The sequence below is a fragment of the Trichocoleus sp. FACHB-90 genome, assembly GCF_014695505.1.
Taxonomy (GTDB): Bacteria; Cyanobacteriota; Cyanobacteriia; order Cyanobacteriales; family FACHB-T130; genus Funiculus; species Funiculus sociatus.
Map to the genome: position 1 here is coordinate 60,061 of NZ_JACJOK010000061.1, position 24,884 is coordinate 84,944.

General features: G+C 44.6%; 29 protein-coding genes and 1 pseudogene. 13 read left to right on the top strand and 17 right to left on the bottom strand.

Annotation, left to right across the window (positions count from 1 at the left end):
- Positions 1-75: 75 nt before the first annotated feature.
- Positions 76-576: a DUF3122 domain-containing protein gene (locus H6F74_RS18110; RefSeq protein ID WP_190443580.1), complete on the bottom strand. Its 501-nt coding sequence runs from the start codon at positions 574-576 to the stop codon at positions 76-78.
- Between the two features lie 151 nt (positions 577-727).
- Positions 728-1,165, bottom strand: coding sequence for a secondary thiamine-phosphate synthase enzyme YjbQ (locus tag H6F74_RS18115; protein ID WP_190443582.1), 438 nt, complete (start codon positions 1,163-1,165; stop codon positions 728-730).
- A gap of 316 nt (positions 1,166-1,481) precedes the next feature.
- On the opposite strand from H6F74_RS18115, the gene H6F74_RS18120 reads away from it, so the two are divergent.
- The 4 genes from H6F74_RS18120 (at position 1,482) to H6F74_RS18135 (ending at position 4,636) form a co-directional block, all read left to right on the top strand.
- Positions 1,482-1,799: a hypothetical protein gene (locus H6F74_RS18120; protein WP_190426468.1), complete on the top strand. Its 318-nt coding sequence runs from the start codon at positions 1,482-1,484 to the stop codon at positions 1,797-1,799.
- Between the two features lie 257 nt (positions 1,800-2,056).
- A complete protein-coding gene (locus tag H6F74_RS18125) occupies positions 2,057-2,785 on the top strand; it encodes a DUF3891 family protein (RefSeq protein WP_190443584.1) in 729 nt (242 codons plus the stop codon).
- Between the two features lie 182 nt (positions 2,786-2,967).
- Positions 2,968-3,459, top strand: a complete 492-nt coding sequence (locus H6F74_RS18130) for a peptidoglycan-binding protein (protein WP_190443586.1) — start codon at positions 2,968-2,970, stop codon at positions 3,457-3,459.
- Positions 3,460-4,147: 688 nt separating this feature from the next.
- Positions 4,148-4,636: a hypothetical protein gene (locus H6F74_RS18135; RefSeq protein WP_190443587.1), complete on the top strand. Its 489-nt coding sequence runs from the start codon at positions 4,148-4,150 to the stop codon at positions 4,634-4,636.
- Positions 4,637-4,647: 11 nt separating this feature from the next.
- Here the strand turns inward: H6F74_RS18135 and H6F74_RS18140 are convergent, their stop codons facing one another.
- Complete coding sequence (locus H6F74_RS18140) at positions 4,648-4,785, bottom strand: hypothetical protein (RefSeq protein ID WP_190443588.1); 138 nt, start codon at positions 4,783-4,785, stop codon at positions 4,648-4,650.
- A complete protein-coding gene (locus tag H6F74_RS18145; RefSeq protein WP_190443590.1) occupies positions 4,785-5,018 on the bottom strand; it encodes a hypothetical protein in 234 nt (77 codons plus the stop codon). Before H6F74_RS18145 ends, H6F74_RS18140 begins: the two co-directional genes overlap by 1 nt.
- A gap of 51 nt (positions 5,019-5,069) precedes the next feature.
- Here H6F74_RS18145 and H6F74_RS18150 point away from each other — a divergent pair, with 51 nt between their 5' ends.
- Both H6F74_RS18150 and H6F74_RS18155 read left to right on the top strand, forming a co-directional pair.
- Entirely contained in the window at positions 5,070-5,651 is a 582-nt protein-coding gene (locus H6F74_RS18150; RefSeq protein ID WP_190443592.1) for a Uma2 family endonuclease, read from the top strand.
- 49 nt (positions 5,652-5,700) lie between these two features.
- Positions 5,701-6,156: a DUF29 domain-containing protein gene (locus H6F74_RS18155; RefSeq protein WP_190443593.1), complete on the top strand. Its 456-nt coding sequence runs from the start codon at positions 5,701-5,703 to the stop codon at positions 6,154-6,156.
- Between the two features lie 55 nt (positions 6,157-6,211).
- On the opposite strand, the gene H6F74_RS18160 is transcribed toward H6F74_RS18155, so the two are convergent.
- Complete coding sequence (locus tag H6F74_RS18160; RefSeq protein ID WP_190443709.1) at positions 6,212-6,430, bottom strand: hypothetical protein; 219 nt, start codon at positions 6,428-6,430, stop codon at positions 6,212-6,214.
- A gap of 185 nt (positions 6,431-6,615) precedes the next feature.
- Here H6F74_RS18160 and H6F74_RS18165 point away from each other — a divergent pair, with 185 nt between their 5' ends.
- Genes H6F74_RS18165 through H6F74_RS18175 form a run of 3 tightly spaced genes read left to right on the top strand, consistent with a single transcriptional unit; the run spans position 6,616 to position 7,705 of the window.
- The gene (locus H6F74_RS18165; protein WP_190443595.1) at positions 6,616-6,762 is read left to right on the top strand and encodes a hypothetical protein; all 147 of its coding nucleotides are present in this window, start codon (positions 6,616-6,618) and stop codon (positions 6,760-6,762) included.
- A gap of 34 nt (positions 6,763-6,796) precedes the next feature.
- Entirely contained in the window at positions 6,797-7,354 is a 558-nt protein-coding gene (locus tag H6F74_RS18170) for a hypothetical protein (protein ID WP_190443597.1), read from the top strand.
- A 54-nt stretch (positions 7,355-7,408) separates the two neighbouring features.
- Positions 7,409-7,705 carry a hypothetical protein gene (locus tag H6F74_RS18175; protein ID WP_190443598.1) on the top strand — a complete coding sequence of 99 codons (297 nt, stop codon included), beginning with the start codon at positions 7,409-7,411 and terminating at the stop codon, positions 7,703-7,705.
- 285 nt (positions 7,706-7,990) lie between these two features.
- On the opposite strand, the gene H6F74_RS18180 is transcribed toward H6F74_RS18175, so the two are convergent.
- On the bottom strand, positions 7,991-8,221 hold the full coding sequence (locus H6F74_RS18180; protein ID WP_190443600.1) for a DUF4926 domain-containing protein: 231 nt from the start codon (positions 8,219-8,221) through the stop codon (positions 7,991-7,993).
- A gap of 15 nt (positions 8,222-8,236) precedes the next feature.
- Positions 8,237-8,568 (bottom strand): annotated as a pseudogene (locus H6F74_RS18185) (DUF6883 domain-containing protein).
- Positions 8,569-8,752: 184 nt separating this feature from the next.
- On the opposite strand from H6F74_RS18185, the gene H6F74_RS18190 reads away from it, so the two are divergent.
- Both H6F74_RS18190 and H6F74_RS18195 read left to right on the top strand, forming a co-directional pair.
- On the top strand, positions 8,753-9,097 hold the full coding sequence (locus H6F74_RS18190; RefSeq protein ID WP_190443602.1) for a hypothetical protein: 345 nt from the start codon (positions 8,753-8,755) through the stop codon (positions 9,095-9,097).
- Complete coding sequence (locus H6F74_RS18195; RefSeq protein ID WP_190443610.1) at positions 9,094-9,522, top strand: HNH endonuclease; 429 nt, start codon at positions 9,094-9,096, stop codon at positions 9,520-9,522. The genes H6F74_RS18190 and H6F74_RS18195 overlap by 4 nt, the downstream gene beginning before the upstream one ends.
- Before the next feature lie 140 nt (positions 9,523-9,662).
- Here the strand turns inward: H6F74_RS18195 and H6F74_RS18200 are convergent, their stop codons facing one another.
- From H6F74_RS18200 to H6F74_RS18210, 3 genes are all read right to left on the bottom strand, one after another.
- On the bottom strand, positions 9,663-10,205 hold the full coding sequence (locus H6F74_RS18200) for a Uma2 family endonuclease (protein WP_190443611.1): 543 nt from the start codon (positions 10,203-10,205) through the stop codon (positions 9,663-9,665).
- A 196-nt stretch (positions 10,206-10,401) separates the two neighbouring features.
- Complete coding sequence (locus H6F74_RS18205) at positions 10,402-11,220, bottom strand: SAM-dependent methyltransferase (RefSeq protein WP_190443612.1); 819 nt, start codon at positions 11,218-11,220, stop codon at positions 10,402-10,404.
- Positions 11,221-11,348: 128 nt separating this feature from the next.
- A complete protein-coding gene (locus tag H6F74_RS18210) occupies positions 11,349-12,128 on the bottom strand; it encodes an aminoglycoside 6-adenylyltransferase (RefSeq protein ID WP_190443613.1) in 780 nt (259 codons plus the stop codon).
- 110 nt (positions 12,129-12,238) lie between these two features.
- On the opposite strand from H6F74_RS18210, the gene H6F74_RS18215 reads away from it, so the two are divergent.
- Positions 12,239-13,099, top strand: coding sequence for an SMP-30/gluconolactonase/LRE family protein (locus H6F74_RS18215; protein ID WP_190443614.1), 861 nt, complete (start codon positions 12,239-12,241; stop codon positions 13,097-13,099).
- A 107-nt stretch (positions 13,100-13,206) separates the two neighbouring features.
- Positions 13,207-13,899, top strand: a complete 693-nt coding sequence (locus tag H6F74_RS18220) for a Uma2 family endonuclease (RefSeq protein ID WP_190443615.1) — start codon at positions 13,207-13,209, stop codon at positions 13,897-13,899.
- Between the two features lie 39 nt (positions 13,900-13,938).
- Here the strand turns inward: H6F74_RS18220 and H6F74_RS18225 are convergent, their stop codons facing one another.
- From H6F74_RS18225 to H6F74_RS18255, 7 genes are all read right to left on the bottom strand, one after another.
- Positions 13,939-14,808, bottom strand: a complete 870-nt coding sequence (locus tag H6F74_RS18225; RefSeq protein WP_190443710.1) for a fructosamine kinase family protein — start codon at positions 14,806-14,808, stop codon at positions 13,939-13,941.
- A gap of 246 nt (positions 14,809-15,054) precedes the next feature.
- A complete protein-coding gene (locus tag H6F74_RS18230) occupies positions 15,055-16,635 on the bottom strand; it encodes a glycosyltransferase family 2 protein (RefSeq protein WP_190443616.1) in 1,581 nt (526 codons plus the stop codon).
- Between the two features lie 109 nt (positions 16,636-16,744).
- Positions 16,745-18,199, bottom strand: a complete 1,455-nt coding sequence (gene xylB, locus H6F74_RS18235; protein WP_190443617.1) for a xylulokinase — start codon at positions 18,197-18,199, stop codon at positions 16,745-16,747.
- An 87-nt stretch (positions 18,200-18,286) separates the two neighbouring features.
- Entirely contained in the window at positions 18,287-19,792 is a 1,506-nt protein-coding gene (locus tag H6F74_RS18240) for a mannitol dehydrogenase family protein (RefSeq protein ID WP_190443618.1), read from the bottom strand.
- A gap of 351 nt (positions 19,793-20,143) precedes the next feature.
- A complete protein-coding gene (locus H6F74_RS18245) occupies positions 20,144-20,887 on the bottom strand; it encodes an HAD family phosphatase (RefSeq protein ID WP_190443619.1) in 744 nt (247 codons plus the stop codon).
- Positions 20,868-22,370, bottom strand: a complete 1,503-nt coding sequence (locus H6F74_RS18250; protein ID WP_190443620.1) for a mannitol dehydrogenase family protein — start codon at positions 22,368-22,370, stop codon at positions 20,868-20,870. Before H6F74_RS18250 ends, H6F74_RS18245 begins: the two co-directional genes overlap by 20 nt.
- Positions 22,371-23,452: 1,082 nt before the next feature.
- Positions 23,453-24,730 carry a pitrilysin family protein gene (locus H6F74_RS18255; protein WP_190443621.1) on the bottom strand — a complete coding sequence of 426 codons (1,278 nt, stop codon included), beginning with the start codon at positions 24,728-24,730 and terminating at the stop codon, positions 23,453-23,455.
- Positions 24,731-24,884 lie beyond the last annotated feature (154 nt).

A 24,884-nucleotide genomic window follows, 5' to 3' on the forward strand; every position in this document is an offset into this window, starting at 1 on the left:
GGGTTTTAGCTTTTAGCCTGAACTTTAGTTCAAGGCTTTAGTTCAAGGCTTAAATCAACGCCATTCACCCTACAGCTACTCTACTTCTGTATCCATTAATAACCGCCACTCCCGTACCCCAAAAGGAGGAACGAGCAAGTCTACCGAACGCCCACCTTTGAGCGGTAAATTCAACCGCAGAGGGGTGTTAGAGTCCAAATCGGTCATCACTTCTAAGAGGTCATATTCTCCCACATTGGGAGGCAACAATGATTCATTTAACACATCAGCAGCCGTCCAAGCTTCCCCAGTCCCAGCCGTAATTGTTAACGGCTTGGGGTGCGCCAGTTCAGCAATCCCAGGAAATCCTACTAAGCGTAGATGCACGCAGTCCACCGCACCCATCTTGAGTCGCTTAAACAGTACAACTTGCCATGCTTGGTCTTTAACATCCCGCAAACTTTGTTTGGAGCGGTACATTACTTGTGTGGGAGATTCTGGATATGTGTGGATAGAAGCAAAAGCTGGTGCTGAATTACCTAAGATTAGGTAGATGCACAAGCAAAGCCCGATAAAGATTCGCCACCCTAATACCATTTTTAATTTTGAATGCTCTTAATTTTAGATCAATAGATGGATCTAATTATTTGTAGGATGGGTAGAGCGACTAAGCGTTACCCATGAAACCCATGTTAATGTTGCGTGAGGTTCCTCAGCCCAACCTATATTACTGGTTTTCAATAACGGTTTATTCCCCGCAGATTTGTACAGATACACTCCTTTTGCGGGAACCATCCAACTCAAAAAATAAGATGGATTGCCAAGTTCCCAGAGCCAATTTACCATCTACGATAGGAATCACCTCACTGGTACTGAGCATCATTGCCATCAGGTGAGAGTGAGCATTGATGGGTTCATCATCAGGCACATCTCGTAAATGTAGATCGTTATGTAGGTAGCTTCCGGAAGCAGGCGCTAACTTTTCCAAGTGGATTTTGACATCTTCCAGCAATCTTTCTTCATTTTCGTTGATAGCTAAAGCTGTCGTCGTGTGGCGAGAAAAGACTAGAACTTGACCATTTCTAACTGAGGTTAGATGAAGAATTTTCTCGATTTGAGGCGTAATGTTATAAATCCCAATTCCCGTGTCGGTTTCTACTTCAATGAGTTTGTTAATAATCTGCATCTTGTCACCTGCTACCAATTCTCGTGTTAGCGCGAAAAGCGATCGCGTAAGCTGGCTTTTGCTGGACTGACGCTGCTTCAGGTGGTTGGGTGTGGTACATTGGAAAGCTCACAAGTAAAATTTAGTATCTTTTTTTGTTGTAAGAAGCTGGGTTTTGTTAGCCTCTTCAAGTAAAGATACCTTGTTTGAGTGACGGTCAATGCCGACAAAAACTTTTAATATGTTTTAACAATTGGCTGGTCAGGCAAAAAGTCTTTTTGGGTTAAGATACTCTTTTTAAACAATTTTTATATCTTACGGGGGAGGAAGTCATCAGATGAAGCATTATTGCGATGAATGGATTTACGAATGGTGTGAAGAGAACGGCTGGACAGATGTAGTGTTTGAGGCTTACAACTACTGGGCTTTCCCTCCCGGAGCCGTGATGCCTGAGCCAATTCCTCCGAAAGTCATGCGCTCGATCAAAGCTAAAAAAGGATTGAGCGGAGAGGAAAAATGGTGGTCTATCGGGGCAGCGATCGCAACAATAATAGCTGTTATTTTAAGTTATTTCTTAAAGTCGCCAATGCCAATAGTTTTGGCTTTTGCTTTTTGGGCTGTCACAGTGGGTCTACTTGAGGTAGAAGACAGCTAGCGGCAAGATAAATTTAAGAATATAGCAATCCTAAATGATTCTTGAAACCCTGTAGAGACACGACAGTGCCGTGTCCCTACAGGGCGAATACTCGTTCAGAACTTAAATAGGATTGCTATAGTCAACAAATGCGTCAGATGCTTGGGGAAGGTTTCCATCAACCCAACCTAAGCTTACTGTATCCTTTGGTAGTGGCAGGCAAAATGCCCATTCCACGAAAATATATATCTGCAATTATTAACCGGAGATAGATTTTCGTGATTGCTAACCTTACAGAGACAGGTTGGGAAGTAATTTACCATCGCGCCCATGCTTTACTGGCTGCTGAAATAGCGGGAAACTGGCATAGAAAAGATCGCCCAGAACGCTTGATAGAGACAGTGGCGGCGATTTCCCATCACGACGATCTAGAACGCGAATGGGAAGGTGAGAACATCACCGAAGCGGGCGCACCCTTAGACTTTACCGTTGATAAGAAAACTTCTCTTCCAAAGCTGAGAGAACTGACGAAGAATTCCCGATACCGGGGACGGTGGGTGGCAATGCTGATTTCTATGCACGTCAGCTTTCTGAATGAAGGCAAACGCGGAGAATCACCCGAATTGGACAGTTTTCTGGACGAACAACTAGAAAACCAAAAGAAATGGCGCAAGGAGTTGAAGATTACAAAAGAGGAAGCCGAAAAAGCTTATGCGTTTTTTCAATGGTGCGATCGCCTCTCGCTGATCCTCTGCACCCGCGATTTACCAGATGGTGTGCGTGCTTTGGAAATCAGCAAAGGCCCAGATGGCAAGCGCTACGACGTGATAAAGCTTAGCGATGGCAATGTCACCGTGAAACCTTGGCCTTTTGAGAAAGAAGAATTTACTGTCAATGTGGAAGCTTCCTACCTCAGCCAAGTGAAATTTGACAAAAGCGAGGAACTCACAGAAGCGCTTCAGACTGCACCGATTAAGTTGTTGGAGTGGACATTTGTCAAGAGTTGACAAATGTATTTTTTGTGGGGTGTGGCTATACAACCCACCCCATTTTTATACTTCCTGCTAATGGGTGAGCTGCTAGAGGTATATTGAAATACTCCATCATATGACCTGGTTGTGCGAAGCGGGAGAGCGATCGCAAAGATTACTTTGGAATTGTAGAAAACAAATTTCAAGGACAACCAACTATGCCAGCTACACAATCTAATCAATCAACCGCCACCGCTCAACTCAATAAGCCCATACTTAGATTAGGCAGCAAAGGGACAGCAGTCACAGAATTACAAAAACTTCTAACAGCTCGCAACGCTTACTATGGAGCCATTGATGGTATTTTTAATGAAGAAGTAGAGTATGCTGTAATTGTTTTCCAAAATTGGGTTTTTCTCAAAGAAGATGGTATCGTCGGTCAATTAACCTGGCAATCTCTTTACACTGGCGCACCAGTTAATATGCCAGTTCTGAAAAGAGGAATGCAGGGGAAAGCAGTTGTCACGCTACAAAATGCCCTGGCGCTAACAGGAAACTTTCAGCAAGAAGCTAACGGTATATTCGGGCCAGTTACCGAAGCGGGTGTAAAATCTTTTCAAAGACGCAGCGGCCTAGTAGCGGATGGAATCGTAGGCGAAAAAACTTGGTATGGACTAAGCAAGTTTAAATCTACTTTAGTAGGCTGTTGATTATCTATAGCAATTCAAGGGTTGGGTGCGATACATCTGTAGGGACACGGCATTGCCATGTCCCTACCAAGGTCGCCCGAAGGTCTCAATGGCGATATACTCCACCCAACTGAGAAACGCTATAGTGTTGCCTTACTTAAGGTAAAACTTAGACTGTATTTTGTGGGTAATGCCTACCTACGAAATGAATTTTTAAGCGTACAAATTCCAAAGTGCAGGTAGGAATCGGTTGATGATTCCTACCTGCACTTTTAAACAAAGTTTATTATATGGCATCTGACGGTTACTATCTAAGACCGCTCTGATAGAGGATTGCACCTCTCATCGATAGTAACAAAGTGGAGGAAGCGACAAAAACTCCACAACATCTCTGCCTGTTAGTTATTAGCACTGTTCTTACATCTGACGGTCGCTCTCCTTCGATGTTTGATTATGGATCACTGCGGTATAACGTCCATCCAGTGCCGTGTTTCTTCTTTTATTAGAATAACTTTAATCAAATTTTTAGCTCTCGTTCTAAGGGTGGAAACTTCCTCAAACCGGAGGAATAACTCGCAGCCGACTTTTCACCTATCTCTGGCAATATCCCAATTTTTGTTGTCTGCCTTCTGAGATAGTTATACTGTGTGACAGAGCGCTTGAGAGGCACTTCTACCAGTGCCGAATACGTCCGCTAGTTGTTAAGTTTATGTCGAATTCAAAAGATTTAGCGAACGATTTCAAGTCTGGCGGCGTTTATAGCTGTCCAGTATGTCGGCAGGGTCAAATTTCAGAGATGCCTTTGATGGAGGCGGTGGCTTGTAACTTTTGTCGCCACATTTTCACAGTTGACTCGCGCCAACAATCGTTGAAAATGGCAGATAGTTCCCAACCTCTGAGTTGGCGATGGAATGGTCGGGGTTGGCAAAACGCTACGCGCAATGATGCTGAGTTAGGTTGGGGTGTTGGGTTAGCAGCGATCGCATTAGTAATATTGCCGACATCGTTGATTGCTCTATCTGCGTATATTTTCCCGCCTATACCAGGAAGTTCCTTGTCTTGGGTTCCCCTTTTCTGGATGGGGTTAACCTTTTTGTCTCATCTGGCTTTTGTGGTCAGTGTGGTTGTTGAATATTATCAATTCCCCGTTTTTGCTTATTTGCAGGCAATGCGACGGCGTTTGTTCCATTCCAGCTAGGTTGCTCTTTATTAGACTGTAGAGTGCGGCTTGCGACTCTTTTGATAACCATAGGCTATCAAGTTGGGGATAGTGTAGGATGCCATACTATCGAGACGAGCAAACAGCCTTTGACGAATGCCGGGATTGCTGTCAGCGATAAAACTCACTATCCCCGCACTGCAACCATGCAAGCGATCGCATCCGGCGGCAGTTCAACCAGTTCAATCTGTCTTTTGTGATAAATGCCTTCAACAGATAGCACAGGTAGCAACAGGATTGATAGTTCTCTCAATTCTACTGATTCTCGCCTGTGCCATCTGTTGCAATGTATGGCTGGATTAGCGATCGCTCTTTTCTCATCCCGCCTGAATCCGAAACCAAATTTCGCAATGCGATACACAATCTGGTTTACAGCTTATTAAAATAGCGATTCATTCAGAAAAACTACCTAATGACTATTAGCAAAAACTTCTACATCTCAAGAGAAGATTACCTCGAAGGAGAGCGAGTCAGCCCTATCAAACATGAGTATAGGCGAGGACAAGTTTATGCAATGGTAGCGGCAAAGAAGCCTCATATCATTATTGCTAGTAACCTAGTAACAATATTGGGCAATCACCTCTATAATAGTCCCTGCCTTGTTCTCTCCTCGGATATTAAAGTCAGGCTTGAGTCAGCAGACTGCTATTACTATCCCGATATTGCTGTAACTTGCGATGAACGGGATACAAACTCTACAGATGACTTCATCCTCTATCCCATTTTGGTCGTTGAAGTGCTATTTCCCTCAACAGCAGCTTTTGACAGAGGGGAAAAATTTGCTGACTATCAAACGTCGCCATCGTTACGAGAATATATGTTAATTAATCAATCTCAGATGAGCGTCGAGTGTTTTCGCCTTTCCGATTCAGGCGATTGGGTTTCTCAAATCTACCGCCAAGGAGATGAAGTTTACTTCGCAAGTGTAGATATTCGCTGCGATATTGCTTCCATCTATCGAAAAGTCCCTGGACTTCAGAATGCTGATGCGTGAATATGAGAGCGATCGCTAGTCTAATAGAAGTTTACAACCATTGATAAAAATGCACACATCTCACCTCTATGAAACAGATTTTTATGCCTGGACTCAAGAGCAGGTTAGCCTACTCAAAACTCAGGAGTGGAATCAATTAGACAAGGGCAACCTGATTGAGGAAATTGAAGCTTTGGGCAGGAAAGAGCGGCAAGAACTGAGGAATCGATTGGGAGTATTGCTAGGACACCTCCTAAAATGGCAATTTCAACCTGACAAACGCAGCAATAGTTGGTTGGGTACAATTCGAGAGCAACGTGTTCAGATCAGGTTGCTTTTGCAGGATAGCCCTAGTTTGAAACCTTATCTAGAAGAGGTTTTCCTCGCTGCTTATGAACTAGGCTTAGCTTTGGCGATTCGAGAAACTCAGTTGGGCGAACAGGTTTTTCCCGAAGAATGTCCCTACACTCCAGAGCAAGTCATGAATCCTGAATTCCTACCGGAGTCGAATCAGATTGATGGTTAAAGGAAGCGTCGCCTGGCGGATAACCTCTTTCCCTACGTTCTCACCGACAACCTATTTAAACTTCATCTCCTAGATCGTTTAGGTTATCTACGAAGCCTTGCTGAATACCTGCAATGGTTTCTAACCGATCGATCAATTGACGCACTTTGGTGGGATCGATTTTGCCAGGATCGAGAAAGGTGATCAGAACTTGGGTGCGATCGCTCACATCCTGTGGCAGTTCAACCAGTTCAATCTGTCCTTTGCGATAAATGCCTTCAACAGTTTTTAGCACAGGTAGCAACAGGATTGATAGTTCTCTCAATTCCACTGATTCTCGCCTGTGCCATCTGTTGCAATGTATGGCTGGATTAGCGATCGCTCTTTGATTGTGCCAATGGCATCTGAAACCAAGTTTCGCAATGCTTTGTTAAAGTTGGGTTACTGCTTACCGAATTAGATGCGGGAAGGGAGGCGATCATGACTGTAACGGCCAAGAGACTAACCTTTGAAGAGTATCTGATCAACTCAGATGGAACTGATACCCGCTATGAGTTGGTGAACGGGGAATTACTGGCAATGACCATAGACACCGAGCAACACCGAGAAATCATTGACTTTCTCTAAAGCTGTGCAGTAGCAAATCGAGGTAGAAAGGAACATGAAACCTAAAGTTATTATCACAAACGCACTACTCGTTACTATCAGCTTAACGACTGGAGCTTGCGGCTTGGTTCGTAACTATATGCAAACCCGAACTGACGAGACTAACTTTCGGACTGAGTGTGCTAATCGTAAGTCAGCTTACTTAAATGCCCAGCGAGAGCAAGCTGACTCAATAAGAGACGGAGAGGGCTTTGTCGATTTCTTCGCCTGCACCAATAAACACACTAAGCAGGTCACAGTTGCTATTGAGGGTAAAGGTAAAGTTAATGAACAGTTCTTTCTCGACCCCAGCAGACCTCCTCTAAAATCCAGTATTGGAAGCATAGGCTCTATCATCCCAGCTGGTACCTACACGATAAAGTTTTTGACTCAAGGTAGGGTTTGGCAAAAAGGCTCTTTGGAAGTGAAATCAAAAAGTCACATTAGGTTTGTCGTTGATACCAATGAGCAAACCGTACAGGTAGATAACCCTACTGTCTGGAAGCCGAATCTTGCTATCGCACCTGATGAAGCTTATGACGTGAGGGAAGCCAACCGCTCAAAACAACAATAAAAGTACCGAAAGAAAATAGTTAATAGGGAAGCAGCGGGGCTTTTTGCTTATTCGGTGTGTAACGACCTCAGTCCGGCTAATGTAGAAAATAACAACCAATGGCAAAATGATTTTGACTTAAAATCGGATGGGCTGGTAAGACTAAATTTAGTCTCCTGTACCGATGATTCGCTCATACTTTCGGTGGAAGGTTCTAAAGGAGAAAAGATACTCACAGCGAGTCCTGTGAGGGAGTATTTGCAAGCTTCTCAGGACGCTCCACTTGGAGTCTACAAGATTCAGCTATCTATTCAAGGCAAGGTTGTGCAGAAAGGCATTGTGGAAGTGGCAGCAACTCCCTCATTGGGATAGTCTTTCACTCAAAGGAACAAACCGTAAAGGTGAATACCTCTCATGTCTGGAAACCAAAAAAGTAGGCGGATATCCATAAACAGCACTAGGGAATGCTGATTTCAAACCAGAAACTTCTCACTGGCGATGCGAAACGTCTTGCTTGAAACCACAAATTTCTTGTTTTAAACATCCTTAGATGTCTTATTTCCCGGAAAATTACCTGATTGTCCAAAGCGATCGCGTCATCCTCGTCAAACTCCACTCCCCCAAAACTGAAGCAGCACGAGAAGCGATCGCATCTTGTTAAGCTGCAACATCACCAGATACTGGCTCAAAATGTAGCACCATAATTTGCTCTGGACGTAGACCAAGAGACTCGTAAGTGCGTCCTGTGCGATCGCTAAATTCAACTTCAAACGCTCTACCATCGGCAAGGATTTCAACAACTGTACCCACTTGCCCACGCCACAGATTAAACTCAGGCAAATTGACTGTAAGAGCAACTATATCTAACAACTTGATTGTATCTGTCATATAAGTCTCCCACTCTTACAACGGGTAGCACGTTGTCAATCTTGGAGTGTCTGAGCCATGTTCGAGCATCCAACCACTACGAACAGTAGCGCTTCTCTCCCCCATTCAAGCACAAAGTCAAGGGTATAACGTTGCCCGTAGTCGTCCCTTCGCCCTAGCTGTACCTCATGTGTTTTGATAACTTCCAGTAAAATCCTGCGTAACTCCTCTGCATCACTAGCAGTCATGCCCAGCATGGACTCAAACAAACGTGCCTTATGTTTGCCCTCATCATGCGTGGAATTGAGACAGTAATCACGTAACTTACGGACATCAAGCACAGCACGCTCTGCATTCGGAATTATCATACAACTGACACAAAAGGCTCAAGCAAAAAGTCTCTCAACTGATACCTGGATATCTGGAAATGCCAACGGCGCGATCGCATTTTTCCCCTCAAACTCCACTCTCCCAAAGCCGAAGCAGCGCGAGATGCGATCGCAAAACAACTATAAGCTACGATGAATCCAAAGACCGAGAGAGAGAAAACCCATGTCTGAGCAAGTGCGTTATATTACCAACGAACAGGGGGAGCGAGTTGGCGTCTTGTTAGATTTGGAAGCATATAATCGACTTGCAAACCCACTGGCTCTGGATGAGGAATGCTTAATTGGCTTAAGCCGAGATGAGCTGCAAGCGTTAGCCGATAGTATGCTAGCTGCCTCAGCACAGAATCAATTGAACGATTTGCTAGTTCGGAATGCAAAATCTCAACTCTGTGCTGACGAAATTGCGAATCTAGACCGTTTGATAGCACAAGTCGATCAACTGACAATCCTCAAAACCAGAGCCAGATATACTCTGCACTGCCTAGAAAGATTGGCAACGGTGGCGTGAGTGCATATATTCCTGTTGAGCTACAGCGACAAATTCGCGTCCAGTTTAGAGATTGCTGTGCCTATTGCCGCACGGCTGAAGCTCTAACGGTTGCAATTTTTGAGTTTGAACACATTCTTCCCCGCTCAGCTGGTGGAGAGACACTTTTCGAGAATCTTTGCCTTTCCTGTCCTACCTGTAATCGCTACAAAGCCACTCTGCAAACAGCACTAGACCCCACTACCCAGCAGACGGTTCCTTTGTTTCATCCCCATCGCCAAGTGTGGGAGGAGCATTTTACGTGGAGTGAGGATGGGACAGAGTTAGTAGGGTTGACGCCTATTGGTCGAGCAACGATTGCTACCCTGAAGATGAATCGTCCCCAGTTGATTCGGGTGCGTCGGATGTGGGTGAAGGTAGGGGAACATCCACCAAAATTTAAGTGAGCGAAGAAGTGCTGTGTCGAGAAGGGATTGCGATCGCATCATCCCCCTCAAACTCCACTCCCTCAAAGCCGAAGCAGCGCGAGATGCGATCGCTTATAAACTGCAAGCGTGAGGATGCAAAAAGTAGGGAGCGATCGCATTCAAGCAAAAAGTCTCTCGACGGATACTTGGATATCTGGAAATGCTAACGGCGCGATCGCGCCTTCACGAATAACCTGTTGTGTAACGTACTGACCATCGTGAGGCTCTCGAAACACAATTATTCGCGTGTTTGATAAATCTAAAACCCAATACTCTTGAATTTCAGCAGTAGCATAAATAGAGGCTTTGAAGTCCACATCTTTTTTCAGACTGGTCTTAGCCACCTCTACGACCCAAAATATATCATCAGATTTAGGATGGCGATCGTTGTATGCAGATTCTGGTAGTCGAACGATTGCCATATCCGGTTCGGGTTCGGAGTCGGGTAGTGTAATTGGGCCATTGAAACGAACATCGGCTTTGCCTACTAGCAACTCCTCCAGGTATTTCGCGCCTCGCTTTGCCGTATTGTAATGAATCGGGGTTTCTGGACTCATTTCAACAATTTCGCCCGCTAACAACTCCACACGGCGATCGCGCAAAATCCCCGCTTCGATCATGCGGTGATAGTCATCCACAGACCATTTTGCTAGCGTTTTCATCGCTTCAATCGCTCATTATCATAAGATTGACTCAATTCTATAGCCTTTTAATTGGAGCGAAAGAATTCGTTGCGCTTCGCTAACGCATCATCCTCCTCGAAGTCCACTCTCCCAAAGCCGAAGCAGCGCGAGATGCGATCGCGCCTTTCACGGAACTAATCAAAAGCCCGGAATACATCCATCAAACCAACCTACTTTAACTTTCTAAAGTACAAACAAAGTAAAAATTGAAAATATTAGATTCTAGTGAACTATGAGGACGATATCTTTTGTATAAATCGGCTGTTGAAAAGTTTTCGCTAACTTTTAGGTTTATTTTTTTAGCAAAACTATCAATATTTTCAAAGCCAGTCAGCCACGGTGCGCCCATCTTTTCCAACTCATCTCTGTAATCATTTATATCCTGATACCCAGTTGTTCTTAAAATTACTCCTTCTGTAAAATAGTCCAAGGATAACTTGAAGCTTTTCACATTGTCCCGAATCTGTTTTACTACAAAAATTATTTCATCCTCAGTTAAATATGTAATATTACCTTCCCATAAAAAATAGGTCGGTAGATTAAAATCAAAGTTATTTCTAGCAAGCAAAGCAATTAAATCGTCTTTTACATAGTCCCCAGGAATATATTTCACATTTGCTGAAATTTGGTTTTGAGTTAAACTTTTTTCTTTTAACAGAAGAGTATTTTGATTATCTATTTCAAAAAAAAACACGTCTTCTGTACCTTTTCTGACAGCACGGGTATCTAAACCAGAGCCTAAAATCACCACTTGCTGATAACCAAGTGAAATTTGATTTGATAATACATCATCAAAATATTTTGTCCGAATTTTTACCATATCTTTTGCCGGAGGAAAGGTTTTAACTATCTCCTTAACAATTTTTTTAGTTTCATCATTGAGAAAAAGTTTAACAATTTCATCGGTGTAAAGAGGATTATTCTCTTCACTTCCTTCGACTCTAAGCTCAGCGATGATAAAAGCTGTTTCACTGACATTTTTAATTTCTGTCATGCCTGGTTCCGAAAAATTTAGTTAAATTTATAGCAATTGTACTTGATGCGTGAACGTAGCTTTCTAACTGAACCGCAAAGACGCTACATAGCGGGTTGGTGATAGCGCTTAAGGAAGAGAAAAGAAATTCATAAATCAGTTAGGTTTGCTCTAGTTATAACCTCTTCTGCACGAGGTAAAGTTTCCGCAAAAAACAATTCGGCAAGTTGCTGTTTTTTTGTTAAATCGGCAATATCCTTTACACAATAAAGGGGTTCCATACGAGCGATGACCTCCGGGGGAAAGTCTCGACTAAAATACTTTGTCTGAAAATCGTATCTATAAGGTCGATAAACCATTCCCAGAAGTTCTACTAAGGGTGGAAGAGTGTAAGAGTGGTAGTTAGCAATAGCCTCTACTAAACGTCCGCGATTTATCTCTTTTTTAACAAATATTTGCAAAAAATCAAAAGTATTTTGAAGATGATAGAATCTAGCTTTCATTTTGGAAAAATGTTCGCTCAAATTCAAAGGAGGTACAACTAAGAGATTGGCTTTGTCGAAGGCAACTACTATTTTTCCATGTCGCTCCATCTCTAAAAATTGATTGGGACTACTTCGCTTCATTACTGCAAAATCTATCAATAAGAAGGAACTTGCTGCTTCTAACTGATAAAAGCACTGCGAATGACCGTGCCATGTAGGTTCAGGAACTCGAAAATTAAACTTAATGTCCGATATTGTTAAGAGAGATTTTTCAAGGAGTTTAAATGTTTCTTCAACATAATTGTCCTCAACAATTGCTACAATATCGATGTCTGACCACTCATCTGTATAACCGTGGGCTGCGGAACCTCCCTGCCATAAAGCTAAGATAAAGTCTTTTGGCTGTAAGGTCGCAATAATTGTTTCTAGAATTCTTTTCCTCATTGCCTGGACTATTAACTACTTAACATTAAGCAATTAAGATTGCGATCGCTACTCACTAGGGATGCTCTAAAATTGCAGTTGCACTTTTCTATTGATCCTATACTCAAAGAATGGCAACACCATCTATCCTCGCAGACTACCAATGCCACAATGCCGAAGGCCCCCTTTGGCACCCACTTGAGGAGCGCCTCTACTGGAGTGACATCCCCACAGGTCGCCTGTTTCGCTACGATTATGCCAGCAAAACCCACGAGCAGATTTACTCTGGGGAAGTTGTCGGTGGTTTCACTATTCAACAAGACGGTTCACTACTTCTATTTAAAGCTCGTGGAGCCATTGAGCGCTGGCAAGAGGGGAAAATTACCACCCTGATTCCCGAAATTCCCGACGAACGCGAAACCCGCTTTAATGATGTAATTGCTGACCCCGCAGGGCGCGTTTTTTGTGGGACGATGCCAGCACCTAATCGTCTCGGTCGCCTTTACCGCATGGATACAGACGGTTCTCTCACTCAAATACTCGACGGTCTGGGTGTTTCTAACGGCATGGGATTTACCCCCGACCACAAGCAGCTTTACCACACCGACTCCGATAAACGGGAGATTTATAAGTTCGACTACGACCAATTTAGCGGCAATCTTAGCAATCAGCGCGTTCACATCACCACACCAGAAGATGAAGGTGTCCCCGATGGGATGACTGTTGATGCCGAAGGTTATATTTGGTCGGCGCGTTGGGATGGGGGACATTTGTTTCGCTACACTCCTGATGGTACAGAAGTTTTACGCATTCCTTTCCCGGCAAAAAAGGTGACAAGCGTCACCTTTGGCGGCCCCGATTACACTGATATTTACGTTACTACGGCAGGCGGTGACAACCGCGATGAGGAAGGCGCGGGAGCTGGGGCGGTGTTTCACCTTAATCTGGGTATTCAGGGTGTGCCAGAATTTCTGTCTAGAATTAATTTTTAAAATGATAAAAAGAGACAAAAATCAAGAGTCTGGAAAATAGCGATCGCTATTTCCAGCCTATTTAAAATTTTGTCGTAATTTATTGCGCGAGAGCAAGCTAAAATCCGATGACTATCTTTTCGCAACTTGACTCCGATCTACTCTATCCCGACAGTGACGGCAAACCAATGGCAGACAATACGGAACAGTATCGTTGGATAGTCATTATAAAAGAGAATTTAGAGATTTTGTTCGCCGCCATTAACGATGTTTTTATTGCGGCAGATTTGCTGTGGTATCCTGTCAAATCCAAGATAGTTTCTCCGACTGCACCGGATGTCATGGTTGTATTCGGCAGACAGAAGGGGAAACGTCGTTCTTATCGTCAGTGGCAAGAAGATAATATCCCGCCCCAAGTTGTTTTTGAGATACTTTCTCTCAGCAACAATCAAGAAGAGATGGATCGCAAGCTGGAGTTTTACGATACTTACGGTGTCGAAGAATACTATCTGTATGACCCAGAAAGCTATGAATTAGAAGGATGGTTGCGGCAAGATCAACATCTAACAAAACTTTGGCAAATGGATGGCTGGACGAGTCCCCGCTTAAAAATTCGGTTTGCAACTGGACAGGGAGAGTTGGTAATTTATCGTCCAGATGGGCAGAGATTTTTAACTTCAGTGGAACTACAGCAACGGGCTGAACAGGCCGAGTTGTTGTTACAGCAAGAACGTCTTAGGGCTGAACAAGAACGTCTTCGGGCTGAACAGTTGGCTGCATACTTGCGATCGCTTGGCGTTGACCCTGACAATCTCCCATAAGCAAATTATTCCTGCCAGGATAGCGTGTTACGCTCAACATCAAATTGAACGCAATATCTGTTCAATCATCCCCGACGCTTGCGACGCATAACCGCCGCCAAAAAGATTAAAATGATTCAAAATGTGATACAGATTATACAGAGGTTTCCGCCGCTCGTAGCCTGGATCTAAAGGAAAAACTTCGTTATAGCCGCGATAAAACGCTGTTGGGAAACCGCCAAAAAGTTCCGTCATCGCAATATCAACCTCGCGATCGCCATAATACGCCGCCGGGTCAAAAACCACAGGTTCCCCTTCTACAGTACAACTGGCATTTCCCCCCCACAAATCGCCGTGAACCAACGATGGTTGAGGCTGACGATCTGCCAATAGTTCAGGAATTGCCTCTAGTAACCGTTCCTGATTGGGAAAATGACCGCCGCGACGCAACGCCCGCCCAAATTGATAACCCAGCCGATGTTCAACATAAAATTCTCCCCAAGCTGCTGTCCAGGTGTTGATTTGCGGCGTAGAACCAATCGTATTATTTCTGTCCCAGCCAAAGGCATCTTTTCCCACCCAGTGGTGCATTGCTGCCAATTGCTGTCCCATTTTCTCCCAAGATTGGGTATTGCCACGTCCTAGTTCCAACCACTCCAGAACTAGATAGGCAGAATTGCCTTCAGTACCCCAGCAAATCGGTTTTGGGACGCGGATGCTGTTAGTTTCCAGCATTTGCTGTAAACCCAACGCTTCTGCCTCAAACATATCAACCAGAGAAGCTTGGTTGAGTTTAACAAAATAAGTACGCTGCCCATCGCTGATGGCATAACCTTGATTGATACAGCCGCCGCTAACCGAACGCCGCTGTGACGAAAGAAACTTTTCGCCAGTCAGCTGAGTAATACGAGCATCTATTTGTGTCCACATCATGGAAATAATTTTAACGCTCTCGTAACGCCAAGGGAAGCGCTCTCGCTACGCAAAGAAGGGTAGTAGTAAATATTTAGTGAAAAAATCACTAACCTTGCCACTAACCGACTCAAAGGCCAGGAGATTGCCGTGTTCTCGTTGCATCTGTTGCAGTCGTTTTTGGTGTATGTCAACACTCCTGAAATAGTTGGAATGGTTGCCATCATCTGAGCGTTTCCTACCTTCAGTAGTATCATCTCAGTTTTAGTTATTTAGCCCAAGGTATTGCCGCCAAAATATAATAGATGTCAGCTCCTTTGAAGCACTTTTCCATTCTCTACTTACGGATGACCATTCACTACTACTTTCAGCAGCAACTTTAAACCACCTAGTCAAAAGGTGAGTACCAGCTAATTTATCTATCTCATTCTGGTTATTATAACTTTTACTAAGCTTTAAAATGTTTACATGGAATGCTTCTGGATCAGCGTTTTTAAGAAAACCTGGCCCTTTTATATAGTCTTCAAAAGATTTTATAACCATTTCTGCATGATTATAATCAAAGCTTGATAAAGACTCAAGTATTACTTTTGTAAAATGCTGAACTGTATCCATGTAATCTATCGAATAATGGATGGCATAAGTTATTAAATCATTGCGAATATAGTAATAAGTTTCCCAATTTAATTTTTTTGCCGAAGCAGGTTGATGCCACACAGCCAGAGAGGGAAAAGCTACTATTTTGTTACCCAGCTCTTTAATTCTTAAACAAAACTCTATATCATCTATCTTGATAAATAAAGGCAGCGGCAATTGAATTTTTTCAACAACGTCTTTAGAAAAAGAGAAAAACCAAAATCCCCCATAATCTATATGTTCTTCCACCAGTAACCTGTTGAGAGAACTAGAACTTCGTAGATCAATATTATGATTTGCGGCGGTTAATGACCCAGGCGCAAATCCTCTAGTTTTAGAATCTTCGTTGTACGTTGCTCCTGCTTCATACAACATATGCTTTTTCTCTAAATTGAGCAGCCCGCCAGCTACGGCAAAATCAGTCTTGGCGTACTCATGCAAAGAAAACAATCTATAAATACATTGACTTTCTAACTCTATATCATCATCCATCAGCAAAAAGTGAGAGGAGGTGTTCTCCGCTAAAGCTTCAACTAGCCCTCTAGTAAAACCACCACTTCCACCCGCATTTATATTGGGAACCAGTTTCAGCTTTGGCTGTGTGAAATCCGCTTCGTTTAAAGTTCTACCATTATCAACAACAAATACTTTGAAGTCCTTAGTTTCTAGTAACTTATCTTGAAAAATCGCAGTTAAGGTATTTTTTATATAATCCTCTTTTTTGAAGGTACAAATGATAATTCCCAATGATACGTCTCTAGTTTTATTTTCATCAGTTGCTATCCACGCCTCTTTAAAAGCACCCTGCTCACTAGAACAGGTTATTTCAAAATATATTCTGCCAGCGTTTTCATCTTGAAGGAGATTGATTGGGGGAATTTTGACAGATTCTGAAAATTGACAATTTTCAAAGTTATCTTGAGAAATAATCTCTTTGTTATTTTCCCCGTTAACTTCTCGGTAAACAGTAACTTTGAAATCGCCTTCAAGTTTCAGCAAATAGTAGATAGAGCTAAGAGTTGTATATTTAGTATAAAATTTCTCATAAAATGAATTGAAATAAGAATTTGAGGATAGAATGCCCCCCTGACGTAAGACAATTTTTTTGTCATCTTCCTGGTAGTTTAAAGATGCAGCTTCATTACACTGTATGTATAAATCAGAAGTGTCGGCTGATTTAGGAAGGTTTATTCCACCTACTATATTCATAATGTCTACCTATTCTCTTAGTAAACGCGCTTCTTTCGTTGACTGATGTTAAACAGCCTCGCCAATTAAGAATTTAATTGTAGATACCTTCTAGTGCTACCTCCTTGAGTCATATATTTTTATCTGATTTTTGTAGCCGTGGATACAAAGATTCATATCGCATCCAAGCCTCTTCTAGAACCCAATCAAGTGATTGGGGAGTTGCAGCAAGCATTGGTGTGGCTGCCAGTTTGCTCGTGTCATTAGCATCTGCGTATATGCCAATTCCGATACCCGCCAGTAGAGCAGCACCCCGCCCGGAAGCAGCAGCAACGGTAGTTGCATAGAGAGGTATTTTCAATACATCAGTCAGTAATTGTTTCCAAGGCATTTCTGCCGTTCCACCGCCTGCTAAACGCAGTTGTGTCGCTTTAAAACCTGTTGCCTCAAGTGCCTCAAAACCTTGTCGCAAGGCAAAAGCAACTCCCTCTAAAGCCGCCCGCATCAGGTGCGCCTGTGTGTGATGAAGCCCAAGCCCCACCCATGCCCCGCGTACATAGGGGTCAAGATGTGGAGTTCGCTCACCTGTAAGGTATGGCAAAAATGTCAACCCTTCACATCCTGGGGGAACAGTAAAGGCTTGAGTATAGACTTGCTCCCAGCTCAAGCCCAGGATACCTCGCACCCACTCAAGCGCTAACCCCGCATTTTGCATGGCTGCAAGGGTGTACCACCCGTTAGGTACGGCGGCTCGATAGAGATGTGTACGACCATGAGGATCGATAATCGGTTGCGAGCGAGGTGTAATGATTTGAGCGCCTGTGCCGATGGTTAGTTGAACTAATCCAGGCTCTAGTAGTCCGTTACCAAGTGCCGCCGCTGCCGTATCCGCAGCACCAGCGATAACGGGTAAACCAACTCTTAAGCCAAGATGCTCTGAAGCAACAGTTGTTAGATAACCTGCGATCGCACTAGAGGGGATAATTTTTGGTAACCAATCACAACGTAGATTCAGGCCTGAGATTGCATCTTCTGCCCAGTTGTCCGACACAACATCGTAAAGCAAAGTACCACTAGCATCAGATGGTTCGGTTGCGACTTCTCCAGTCATCCGTAACCGCAGCCAATCTTTTGGCTGGAGTGCCCAACGCGCTTCGGTGTAGACAGTAGCCTCGTGTTCTCGTAGCCACAACAAAGTGGGGCCCGCCATTCCAGCCGTAATCGGGTTGCCCAATCGCTCTAGAATAGCGGCATCGAGCGAATGATAAGTATTAAGGGTGGCACTAGAGCGAGTATCTGCCCAGAGGATAGCAGGACGCAGGGGCTGACCCGACTCTTCTGCTAGGACAACACCATGCATCTGTCCTGAAAGTGCGATCGCCTGTACTCGATCGGCATGATTTCCTACTGCCTTCCTCACAGCCTCGCCAACACCTAACCACCAATCCCCTGGCTCCGATTCTGCCCATCCAGGTTGGGGTGCATGAACAGGATAGGAGCTTGATGCCTCACCTATAGCGGTTCCGTCTGTCGCTAGGAGCAATGCCTTAGCAGAGCCTGTTCCTAAATCTATGCCAAGCAGCATTAGGCTAATCCTCAATACAAATTAAGAATTCAAAATTAGACTTGTTGCTTAATAAAGCAAAAATCGCAGCTTAAGTTGATAATGCCATTACTGTGCGTGCGAGAATCGGACGAGTGTTCCTTTAGCACCAACCTCATGCAAACTGCTCAACTTGTCAGCAACAGTCTCGACGAAACGTGGCGACTCTACTAAATCTCCAAAAATCTCAAATATGCTGAGGAAGGGTGTGGGATCTGTTTTACCTGAGCGAGCTTGTTGAGTGAGCATATCAGCTAATAGCTCATCAATGGCGATCGGACGATTTTGGTCGTCATAACCATTGAGATAGCGACACCAAGCAGCAATCGTTAAACTTAGGTAATCGATCGCACCTCCAAGTTGTAATTGATCGCGGAGCGACCCTAAAACAAACTTAGGAATTTTAGCCGATCCATTCAGGCACAGGCGCGGCAGCTGATCGCGAATTTTGGGATTGGAAAACCGTTCAATTAAAGTCTTTTTATAATCGTCTAAATCAATCCCAGGAACGGATTGGAGTGTTGGCGTCACCTCGTCCATCAAGTTTGCGACTGCTTGCTTAAACAAGGGATCGGCCATGACTTCATAAACGTAGGTATAACCTGCCAGAGAGCCGAGATAGCCAATCAGCATATGACTGGCGTTAAGCAGGCGAATTTTCATCATCTCGTAGGGATGAACATCGCTCGTCATCTGTATGCCAACGGCTTCCCAATCAGGTCTACCTGCACAAAAAGTATCTTCGATTACCCACTGGATGAAAGGCTCCGCAACACCGGGAAACGCATCATCAATACCAAACTGTTGGGCCACCATTTTGATATCTGCTGGGGCTGTCATCGGAGTAATGCGATCGACCATGCAGTTGGGAAAGGCTACGTGTTCAGCAATCCAACGTCCCAACTCTGGATCGCGCATTTGGGCAAATGTCGTGAGCATTTTCCGCACCATGTTGCCGTTGCCCTGGATATTGTCGCAGGATAGAACGGTAAAGGGCGGCAACCCCTGGTTACGTCGCTTTTCGAGTGCGGCTGTCAAAAAACCGTATGTCCCGATTGGTTGGTCAGGATGTTGCCAATCGTGCTGAATCGTTGGGTGGTTCACATTGAATTCGCCACTTCCTTCAATATAGTAGTAGCCGCTTTCAGTAATCGTTAGAGTAACAATTCGGCATTTGGGATCTGCTAATGCTTCAATAACTGCTTGACGATTGTCTGGTGCAAACAGGTAGCGAGTGATTGAACCGATGATTCGAGCGCGATCGCACTCAGGCGATCGCTCAACTAAGGTATACAAACAATCTTGGGACAGAAGTGCATCCCGCATACGCCTGTCATAGTCATAGTCCAGCAATCCAACACCACAGATTCCCCAATCACTACCCGGATTCTGATGGAAATAATCATCGAGATAGAGCGCTTGATGCGATTTATGAAATCCACCAACCCCAATATGCACAATTCCATTAGTAATTTGATGGCGATCGTACTTGGGTACGCGCACGTTTCCAGGTAAATGAAACAGGGATGCTTCATTCAGCTTGATTGTTGAGCCTGTGCTGGTATTGCTGTTCATCTTAATTTATGACCTTGTGATGACGGCTTATTATCGGTATTGCAGAAGGGGTGAAAAAGGTGGAGTCAATTTTGGCGGCTCTGCATAGCAAGTCGAGCGCCAGACCGATCTCCGAGGAAGTTGTCGCCCAGGCTATTCTTAACAAAATCTAACTTTTCACACATCCTGCTAAGGGCATCAAGCGATCGCCTGATGCCCCATCTTACTAAGGCGTCTCTGCAAACTACTTGTTATTGCGCTCAAGGAAAGGAAGATCCCCCTTGCATCCCCCTTTTTAAGGGGGACTAAGATTCCTGCTCCCCCCTTTTTCAAGGGGGGCTGGGGGGGATCTCCGGGGAAAGCAGACACGTCCTAGACTGGCATTGCTGACAATATCCCGATAAGGTCGTGCATCCGCTCGATAACTTGGTGGGCACCAGCCGATTGAAGAGCATCTGCACGGCTTCTTCTTTCGTTCTCGCTTATATGAGTTCCCCCTACATAACCGATAATCTGCCCAATTCCAGCAGCAACGGCAGACTTTACCCCACTGAGAGAATCTTCAATTGCCACGCAATCCGAAACTTCAGCGCCCAAACATTTCACTGCATATATATAGATGTCAGGAAGCGGCTTAGGTCGCGGAACGGGGAGAGAGTCGTGAGCGCTAAAGATCCGCTCGCTTGGGAAATAGTCAGTTAGGGCAGTTGCACCAAGGCAAGCACTCAGCCGCTGTAAGCTGCTGTTACTTACTAGCGCATATTCAAATCCGTCGTCGCGCAGGGAAGACAGCACTTCCGGCGTTCCGACCGTCGCTTTTGCCTCTACACTAAGCCGTTCAATCGCTCTCTTTTCTTCTTGAGCCACTAGCCTGTCAATATCGCGCTCATTAAGAGTGGTTGATGAGTCTGGGTAGATCTTCTTGAGTATTTCCCTGTAAGGTTTGCCGGCGAAGCTTTTAACAAAGCCCTCAAGCTCATAGTGTTGAGCGCCAGCAAACTCACGAGCCACTTCATTTGTCAGCTTCCACGCGCTCTTAAGGGCGATGGTTTCACTATCAACAACAGTTCCGTCATGATCGAAAAGTACCAACTTATCATGCTGAAACGGTTTCATTTAAAAGACCTCCCTCACTGTGATTTTTAAGCGTAGTCAATAGTCCGTGGGTCTGGATATCTCGCAAAGCTTGGTGGCATTCATTATCTACGACCTCTGTCTGTTCGCAATTCTCTAATCCCAGAATGCCGCTAATCACTGCGCCTTCTTGAATCGCTGTAATTGCGCTTTCGGTATCCTTGGCATGATAGGCCTGACCAGACTCACACGCTCCCTCTCTGACTGCAAGAAGCCATGCCGCAACGGGAAGTATAATCCGCTTCATGCTGACCTTTCGGCTATAAGCATCCTCAAGTATCGGAAATATATACTTGCCTACTTTCCTCGCTGTTTCTGAAGCGATTCTCTCAGTAGTATCCGGAAGAGCCTCGTTACTCAGTCTTAGTAACACCTGCTCCATATATTGTTCGCACATCTCGCGAGGCACGGGTGTTGCTGCTGCGATATCGTCCATGAGCTGCCGAGTAAACAAGTTGAATTCCGGTTGGGCGATCGCCTCGTGCATATACTCTATACCTGCTCTTACAGCTAAACAGGCGATGAAGGAGTGTACTGCATTTAAGAATCTCGACTTCATATACAGGAAGGGAGTGATGTCTTTGGTCATAATGACTCCCGCATCTTCCCAGTTGGGTCGATCGCCTGTGAAGTTGTCCTCCACGACAAACTGCCAAAATGGTTCCGTCACAATGGGGCTGCGATCGCGAACTTGCAACAGTCGGTTGGGGTAGCTATAGTCGGATTCCTGTTCTTGAGGCACAATCCTGTCTACCACCGAATTAGGGAAGGTCGCGTTATCCCTAATGTATTCTGCCAGCTGAGGATCGATCTGTTCAGCGTAAGCTAGCACTGCTTTTCGCAGGATCTCCCCGTTTCTTGGGAGGTTGTCGCAAGAAAGTGTGGTGAAGGGTGCCATTGAGCGATCGCGTCGTCGCCGCAGCGCCTCTACGATAAAGCCAATTGCAGTAGTAGGAGTGGAAGGATTTTGCAGATCGTGCGCGATGTCTTCATTCGTTGTGTCGAGATTAAAACTCTTGTCTAGATGGTAGCCCCCTTGAGTAATTGTCAGAGTCACCAGATGCACAGAGGGAGACGCCATCTTTTCAAGCACATAGTCGCACTTCTCTCTACCATTAACGATTTCCTTGATAGAACCGATAACTTCCGCTTCCTCACGATTTTTAGCGCAACTAGAGTGTTTGGTCAACGAGTAAAGGAATCTCTGCGGTTTCAACCTATTAATGGTGCGTTGACTCTTGAGGCTAACCCCACAAATCCCCCACCTCTGCTCTTGGGAACCCTTCTGTGAAAGATAGTTATGTATTATGTAGGCGAGGTGTCCCCGAAAAAAACGACCCGGCCCGAAATGGACGATACCAGTCTTAAGCGCCCTCCTGTCGTAAGGAGACCCTTCTCTCCACAAAGCAGTTACACTACCGAGGTGAGAACTTGAAACACTGGGCGGCTTCAGTAAGTTAACCATGATTTTTCTTAATAAGTGTGATAATGGGGTAAAAGAAGTAGGTCAGTCTGCGTATAGCTCATGACCTACAAAAAGTAAAAAAAAATTCTCAAAGTGCGAAATTTCAAGCGTACTCTGTGGCATCACAAGGAAACGTTTAGCCACAGGGTAAGTAGGGTATGACACGTAGAACAGAGAAAGAAGAAATCAGGTCAACTTAATCAATTAAGTATCAAAGATCAAGTTGTCACTAACCTGGAGTAAGGTACGATACCCTACATACTTCCACCTTGTTCAACCTTGGGAAGTTCGTGATTCATCCACTATCTGTTTTATAAGGATGCGAAAATTAGAGACGAGGGTTCTCTGAGGAGTCTTCAATCTGCCGAAAAAAAACCAATTACATTACCACGACTAAGCTAGGAAAGTAATTGTAATTGATGCAAATGAAAGTCCAATTGAACGACCGAAAAAAGCCAGAGGCGCTTTGATAGTGGTAAAAAGGGCTACCTAAACTCAAATCTCAGTCTGTCTGTATTTTTGAGTGATAGGTTGAAAGTGTCCCCTTTCACCATAGATTTAATTACGGGCTGGCTCTATCTTTAACTACAATTCAAGACTGTTTTTTGTCGGCTGCGATCGCGTCTTTTGAATTCTGTGTCTCCATTCACCAATCACTCGGTACACATTCATAGTATTTGCCTTGGCAGCTACTATTCTCTGTCTTCAGAAGAATCTATAAGAAATTCTTTAGAGGGACTTATAGCAACAATCCAGTGTATACGTCACTACTTGAATAACAGCGGATTTGAGTTTCAGTAATTGGCTAACAAGACTTAAAGGGAAACTAAGAGCCAAAGAAAGTATAGTCTTGACACAGCAAGCATTTCACGCCGAGGTCTGACTAATGAAAAAGACCACTCTGGTTGCTATGCCTCTTTCCGGCGATTGATGGTGTCACCCATTCTGTATACCAAAAGGTAGAGTGCATTTGTTCTAATCGCCTTGGCGAGTGCTGTAACGCTTCACTACAATTTACCGCTACGCAAAAAAGAAACCCTCTTTGCATAGCTAGAGGGTTTCTTCTTTGCGCTTAAAAAAAATTATGCTGGCTTAACGACAACTACACCGTAAGCATCTGGGGAAAGATGCTGTTGAGCAGCTACGCGAAGGTCTTCAGCATCAAGGCTTTGAATTCGCGCCGGGTAAGTTAGGGCTGGCTCTAAGTCACCCATTAGAGAATGATAATAACCGTACAAGTTAGCGCGATCGCTTGGGGATTCATTCCCAAAAATAAACCGATTCGCCACTTGTGTCCGGACGCGGGACATCTCAGCTTGGGTTACTAGCTCAGATTGTAAGGTGCGGATGTGCTGCGCGATCGCTGCTTCTACCTCTGCCACATTCTCCACAGGTAACTGCGCCCCAATATAAAATACTCCCTGAAGCTGCTGGCTCATATTGCTCACCCCAATATGCGATACCAGGTGTCTATCTTCTCGCAAATCCCTAAATAGTCGCGACATCCGGCCTTGTCCCAAAATCACCGCCAACACATCCAGCGGGTAAGTTTCGGACAGTTGCTTTAATCCTGGCACTCGCCAAACCATCACCAGCCGCGCCTGCTGTACACTTTCGTCAACATACTCGCGCCGCACAATTTCTTTAAAAGCTGCTTCAGGGTTGCTTGTTATTTCTTGTTTGTTGTTTGTTGTTTGACTACCGTGTGTGGAAAATCCCTCTGCCACTATTTCAATTAATTCTTCTACAGGCAAATTCCCCACTACCGCCGCTGTCATCGCCTGGGGTTGATAGTTGCTGGCGTGGAAATCGCGCATCTGCTGCGCCGTCAACTGCTCAATTACCGATGCTGGCCCCAGTACCGGACGGCGGTACGGCAACTGTTCAAATGCCACTTCCATCGCTTGTTGGAAAGTACGGCGACGGGGATTATCTTCCGAACGGCGAATTTCTTCTAAAACTACCAATCGCTCTCTTTCAAAGGCATCATCTGGAATGCTGGGATTCAGTACCACATCCAGCTGCAATGGTGCCAACTGGGCAAAATCTTTAGGGGCAGATGTGATGTAGTAGTGAGTGTAATCTTGGCTGGTAGCTGCGTTTGTCACCGCACCCCGCTGTTCAATCAGTAGCTCAAATTCCCCACTTTTTAGCTGCGGTGTCCCTTTAAAAACCATGTGTTCCAAAAAGTGAGCCATTCCGTTGATGGGATCTGACTCAACACATGAGCCGACGTTTAGCCAAATGTTGAGATTCACAGCCTCAAGAGGCATCTGCTGAGCCACAATGGTTAGACCGTTGGGCAACTTGTGCAGGGTGGGAGCGGGTGCAGGTGCGATTTGGAACAGGGTTGAGGTCATGTGTTGTTCTACTGTTTCTTTTTTTATTTTAACCAGTCTGGGGCAGCGTCCCCGTGCCAACTATCTCAGCTTTTGGGATAGCGATCGCTTTTGCAAGGCAAGCCTATTTCTCTTCTGATTCAATTCGTCAAGCTACTCAAAATAAATAATTATT

Bases quoted from the DNA above. Each gene is read 5' to 3' on its own strand.
- H6F74_RS18110 (WP_190443580.1), bottom strand. From the start codon at position 576: ATGGTATTAGGGTGGCGAATCTTTATCGGGCTTTGCTTGTGCATCTAC.
- H6F74_RS18115 (WP_190443582.1), bottom strand. From the start codon at position 1,165: ATGCAGATTATTAACAAACTCATTGAAGTAGAAACCGACACGGGAATT.
- H6F74_RS18120 (WP_190426468.1), top strand. From the start codon at position 1,482: ATGAAGCATTATTGCGATGAATGGATTTACGAATGGTGTGAAGAGAAC.
- H6F74_RS18130 (WP_190443586.1), top strand. From the start codon at position 2,968: ATGCCAGCTACACAATCTAATCAATCAACCGCCACCGCTCAACTCAAT.
- H6F74_RS18135 (WP_190443587.1), top strand. From the start codon at position 4,148: ATGTCGAATTCAAAAGATTTAGCGAACGATTTCAAGTCTGGCGGCGTT.
- H6F74_RS18150 (WP_190443592.1), top strand. From the start codon at position 5,070: ATGACTATTAGCAAAAACTTCTACATCTCAAGAGAAGATTACCTCGAA.
- H6F74_RS18155 (WP_190443593.1), top strand. From the start codon at position 5,701: ATGCACACATCTCACCTCTATGAAACAGATTTTTATGCCTGGACTCAA.
- H6F74_RS18165 (WP_190443595.1), top strand. From the start codon at position 6,616: ATGACTGTAACGGCCAAGAGACTAACCTTTGAAGAGTATCTGATCAAC.
- H6F74_RS18170 (WP_190443597.1), top strand. From the start codon at position 6,797: ATGAAACCTAAAGTTATTATCACAAACGCACTACTCGTTACTATCAGC.
- H6F74_RS18180 (WP_190443600.1), bottom strand. From the start codon at position 8,221: ATGACAGATACAATCAAGTTGTTAGATATAGTTGCTCTTACAGTCAAT.
- H6F74_RS18190 (WP_190443602.1), top strand. From the start codon at position 8,753: ATGTCTGAGCAAGTGCGTTATATTACCAACGAACAGGGGGAGCGAGTT.
- H6F74_RS18200 (WP_190443611.1), bottom strand. From the start codon at position 10,205: ATGAAAACGCTAGCAAAATGGTCTGTGGATGACTATCACCGCATGATC.
- H6F74_RS18205 (WP_190443612.1), bottom strand. From the start codon at position 11,220: ATGACAGAAATTAAAAATGTCAGTGAAACAGCTTTTATCATCGCTGAG.
- H6F74_RS18210 (WP_190443613.1), bottom strand. From the start codon at position 12,128: ATGAGGAAAAGAATTCTAGAAACAATTATTGCGACCTTACAGCCAAAA.
- H6F74_RS18215 (WP_190443614.1), top strand. From the start codon at position 12,239: ATGGCAACACCATCTATCCTCGCAGACTACCAATGCCACAATGCCGAA.
- H6F74_RS18220 (WP_190443615.1), top strand. From the start codon at position 13,207: ATGACTATCTTTTCGCAACTTGACTCCGATCTACTCTATCCCGACAGT.
- H6F74_RS18225 (WP_190443710.1), bottom strand. From the start codon at position 14,808: ATGTGGACACAAATAGATGCTCGTATTACTCAGCTGACTGGCGAAAAG.
- H6F74_RS18230 (WP_190443616.1), bottom strand. From the start codon at position 16,635: ATGAATATAGTAGGTGGAATAAACCTTCCTAAATCAGCCGACACTTCT.
- xylB (WP_190443617.1), bottom strand. From the start codon at position 18,199: ATGCTGCTTGGCATAGATTTAGGAACAGGCTCTGCTAAGGCATTGCTC.
- H6F74_RS18240 (WP_190443618.1), bottom strand. From the start codon at position 19,792: ATGAACAGCAATACCAGCACAGGCTCAACAATCAAGCTGAATGAAGCA.
- H6F74_RS18245 (WP_190443619.1), bottom strand. From the start codon at position 20,887: ATGAAACCGTTTCAGCATGATAAGTTGGTACTTTTCGATCATGACGGA.
- H6F74_RS18250 (WP_190443620.1), bottom strand. From the start codon at position 22,370: ATGGTTAACTTACTGAAGCCGCCCAGTGTTTCAAGTTCTCACCTCGGT.
- H6F74_RS18255 (WP_190443621.1), bottom strand. From the start codon at position 24,730: ATGACCTCAACCCTGTTCCAAATCGCACCTGCACCCGCTCCCACCCTG.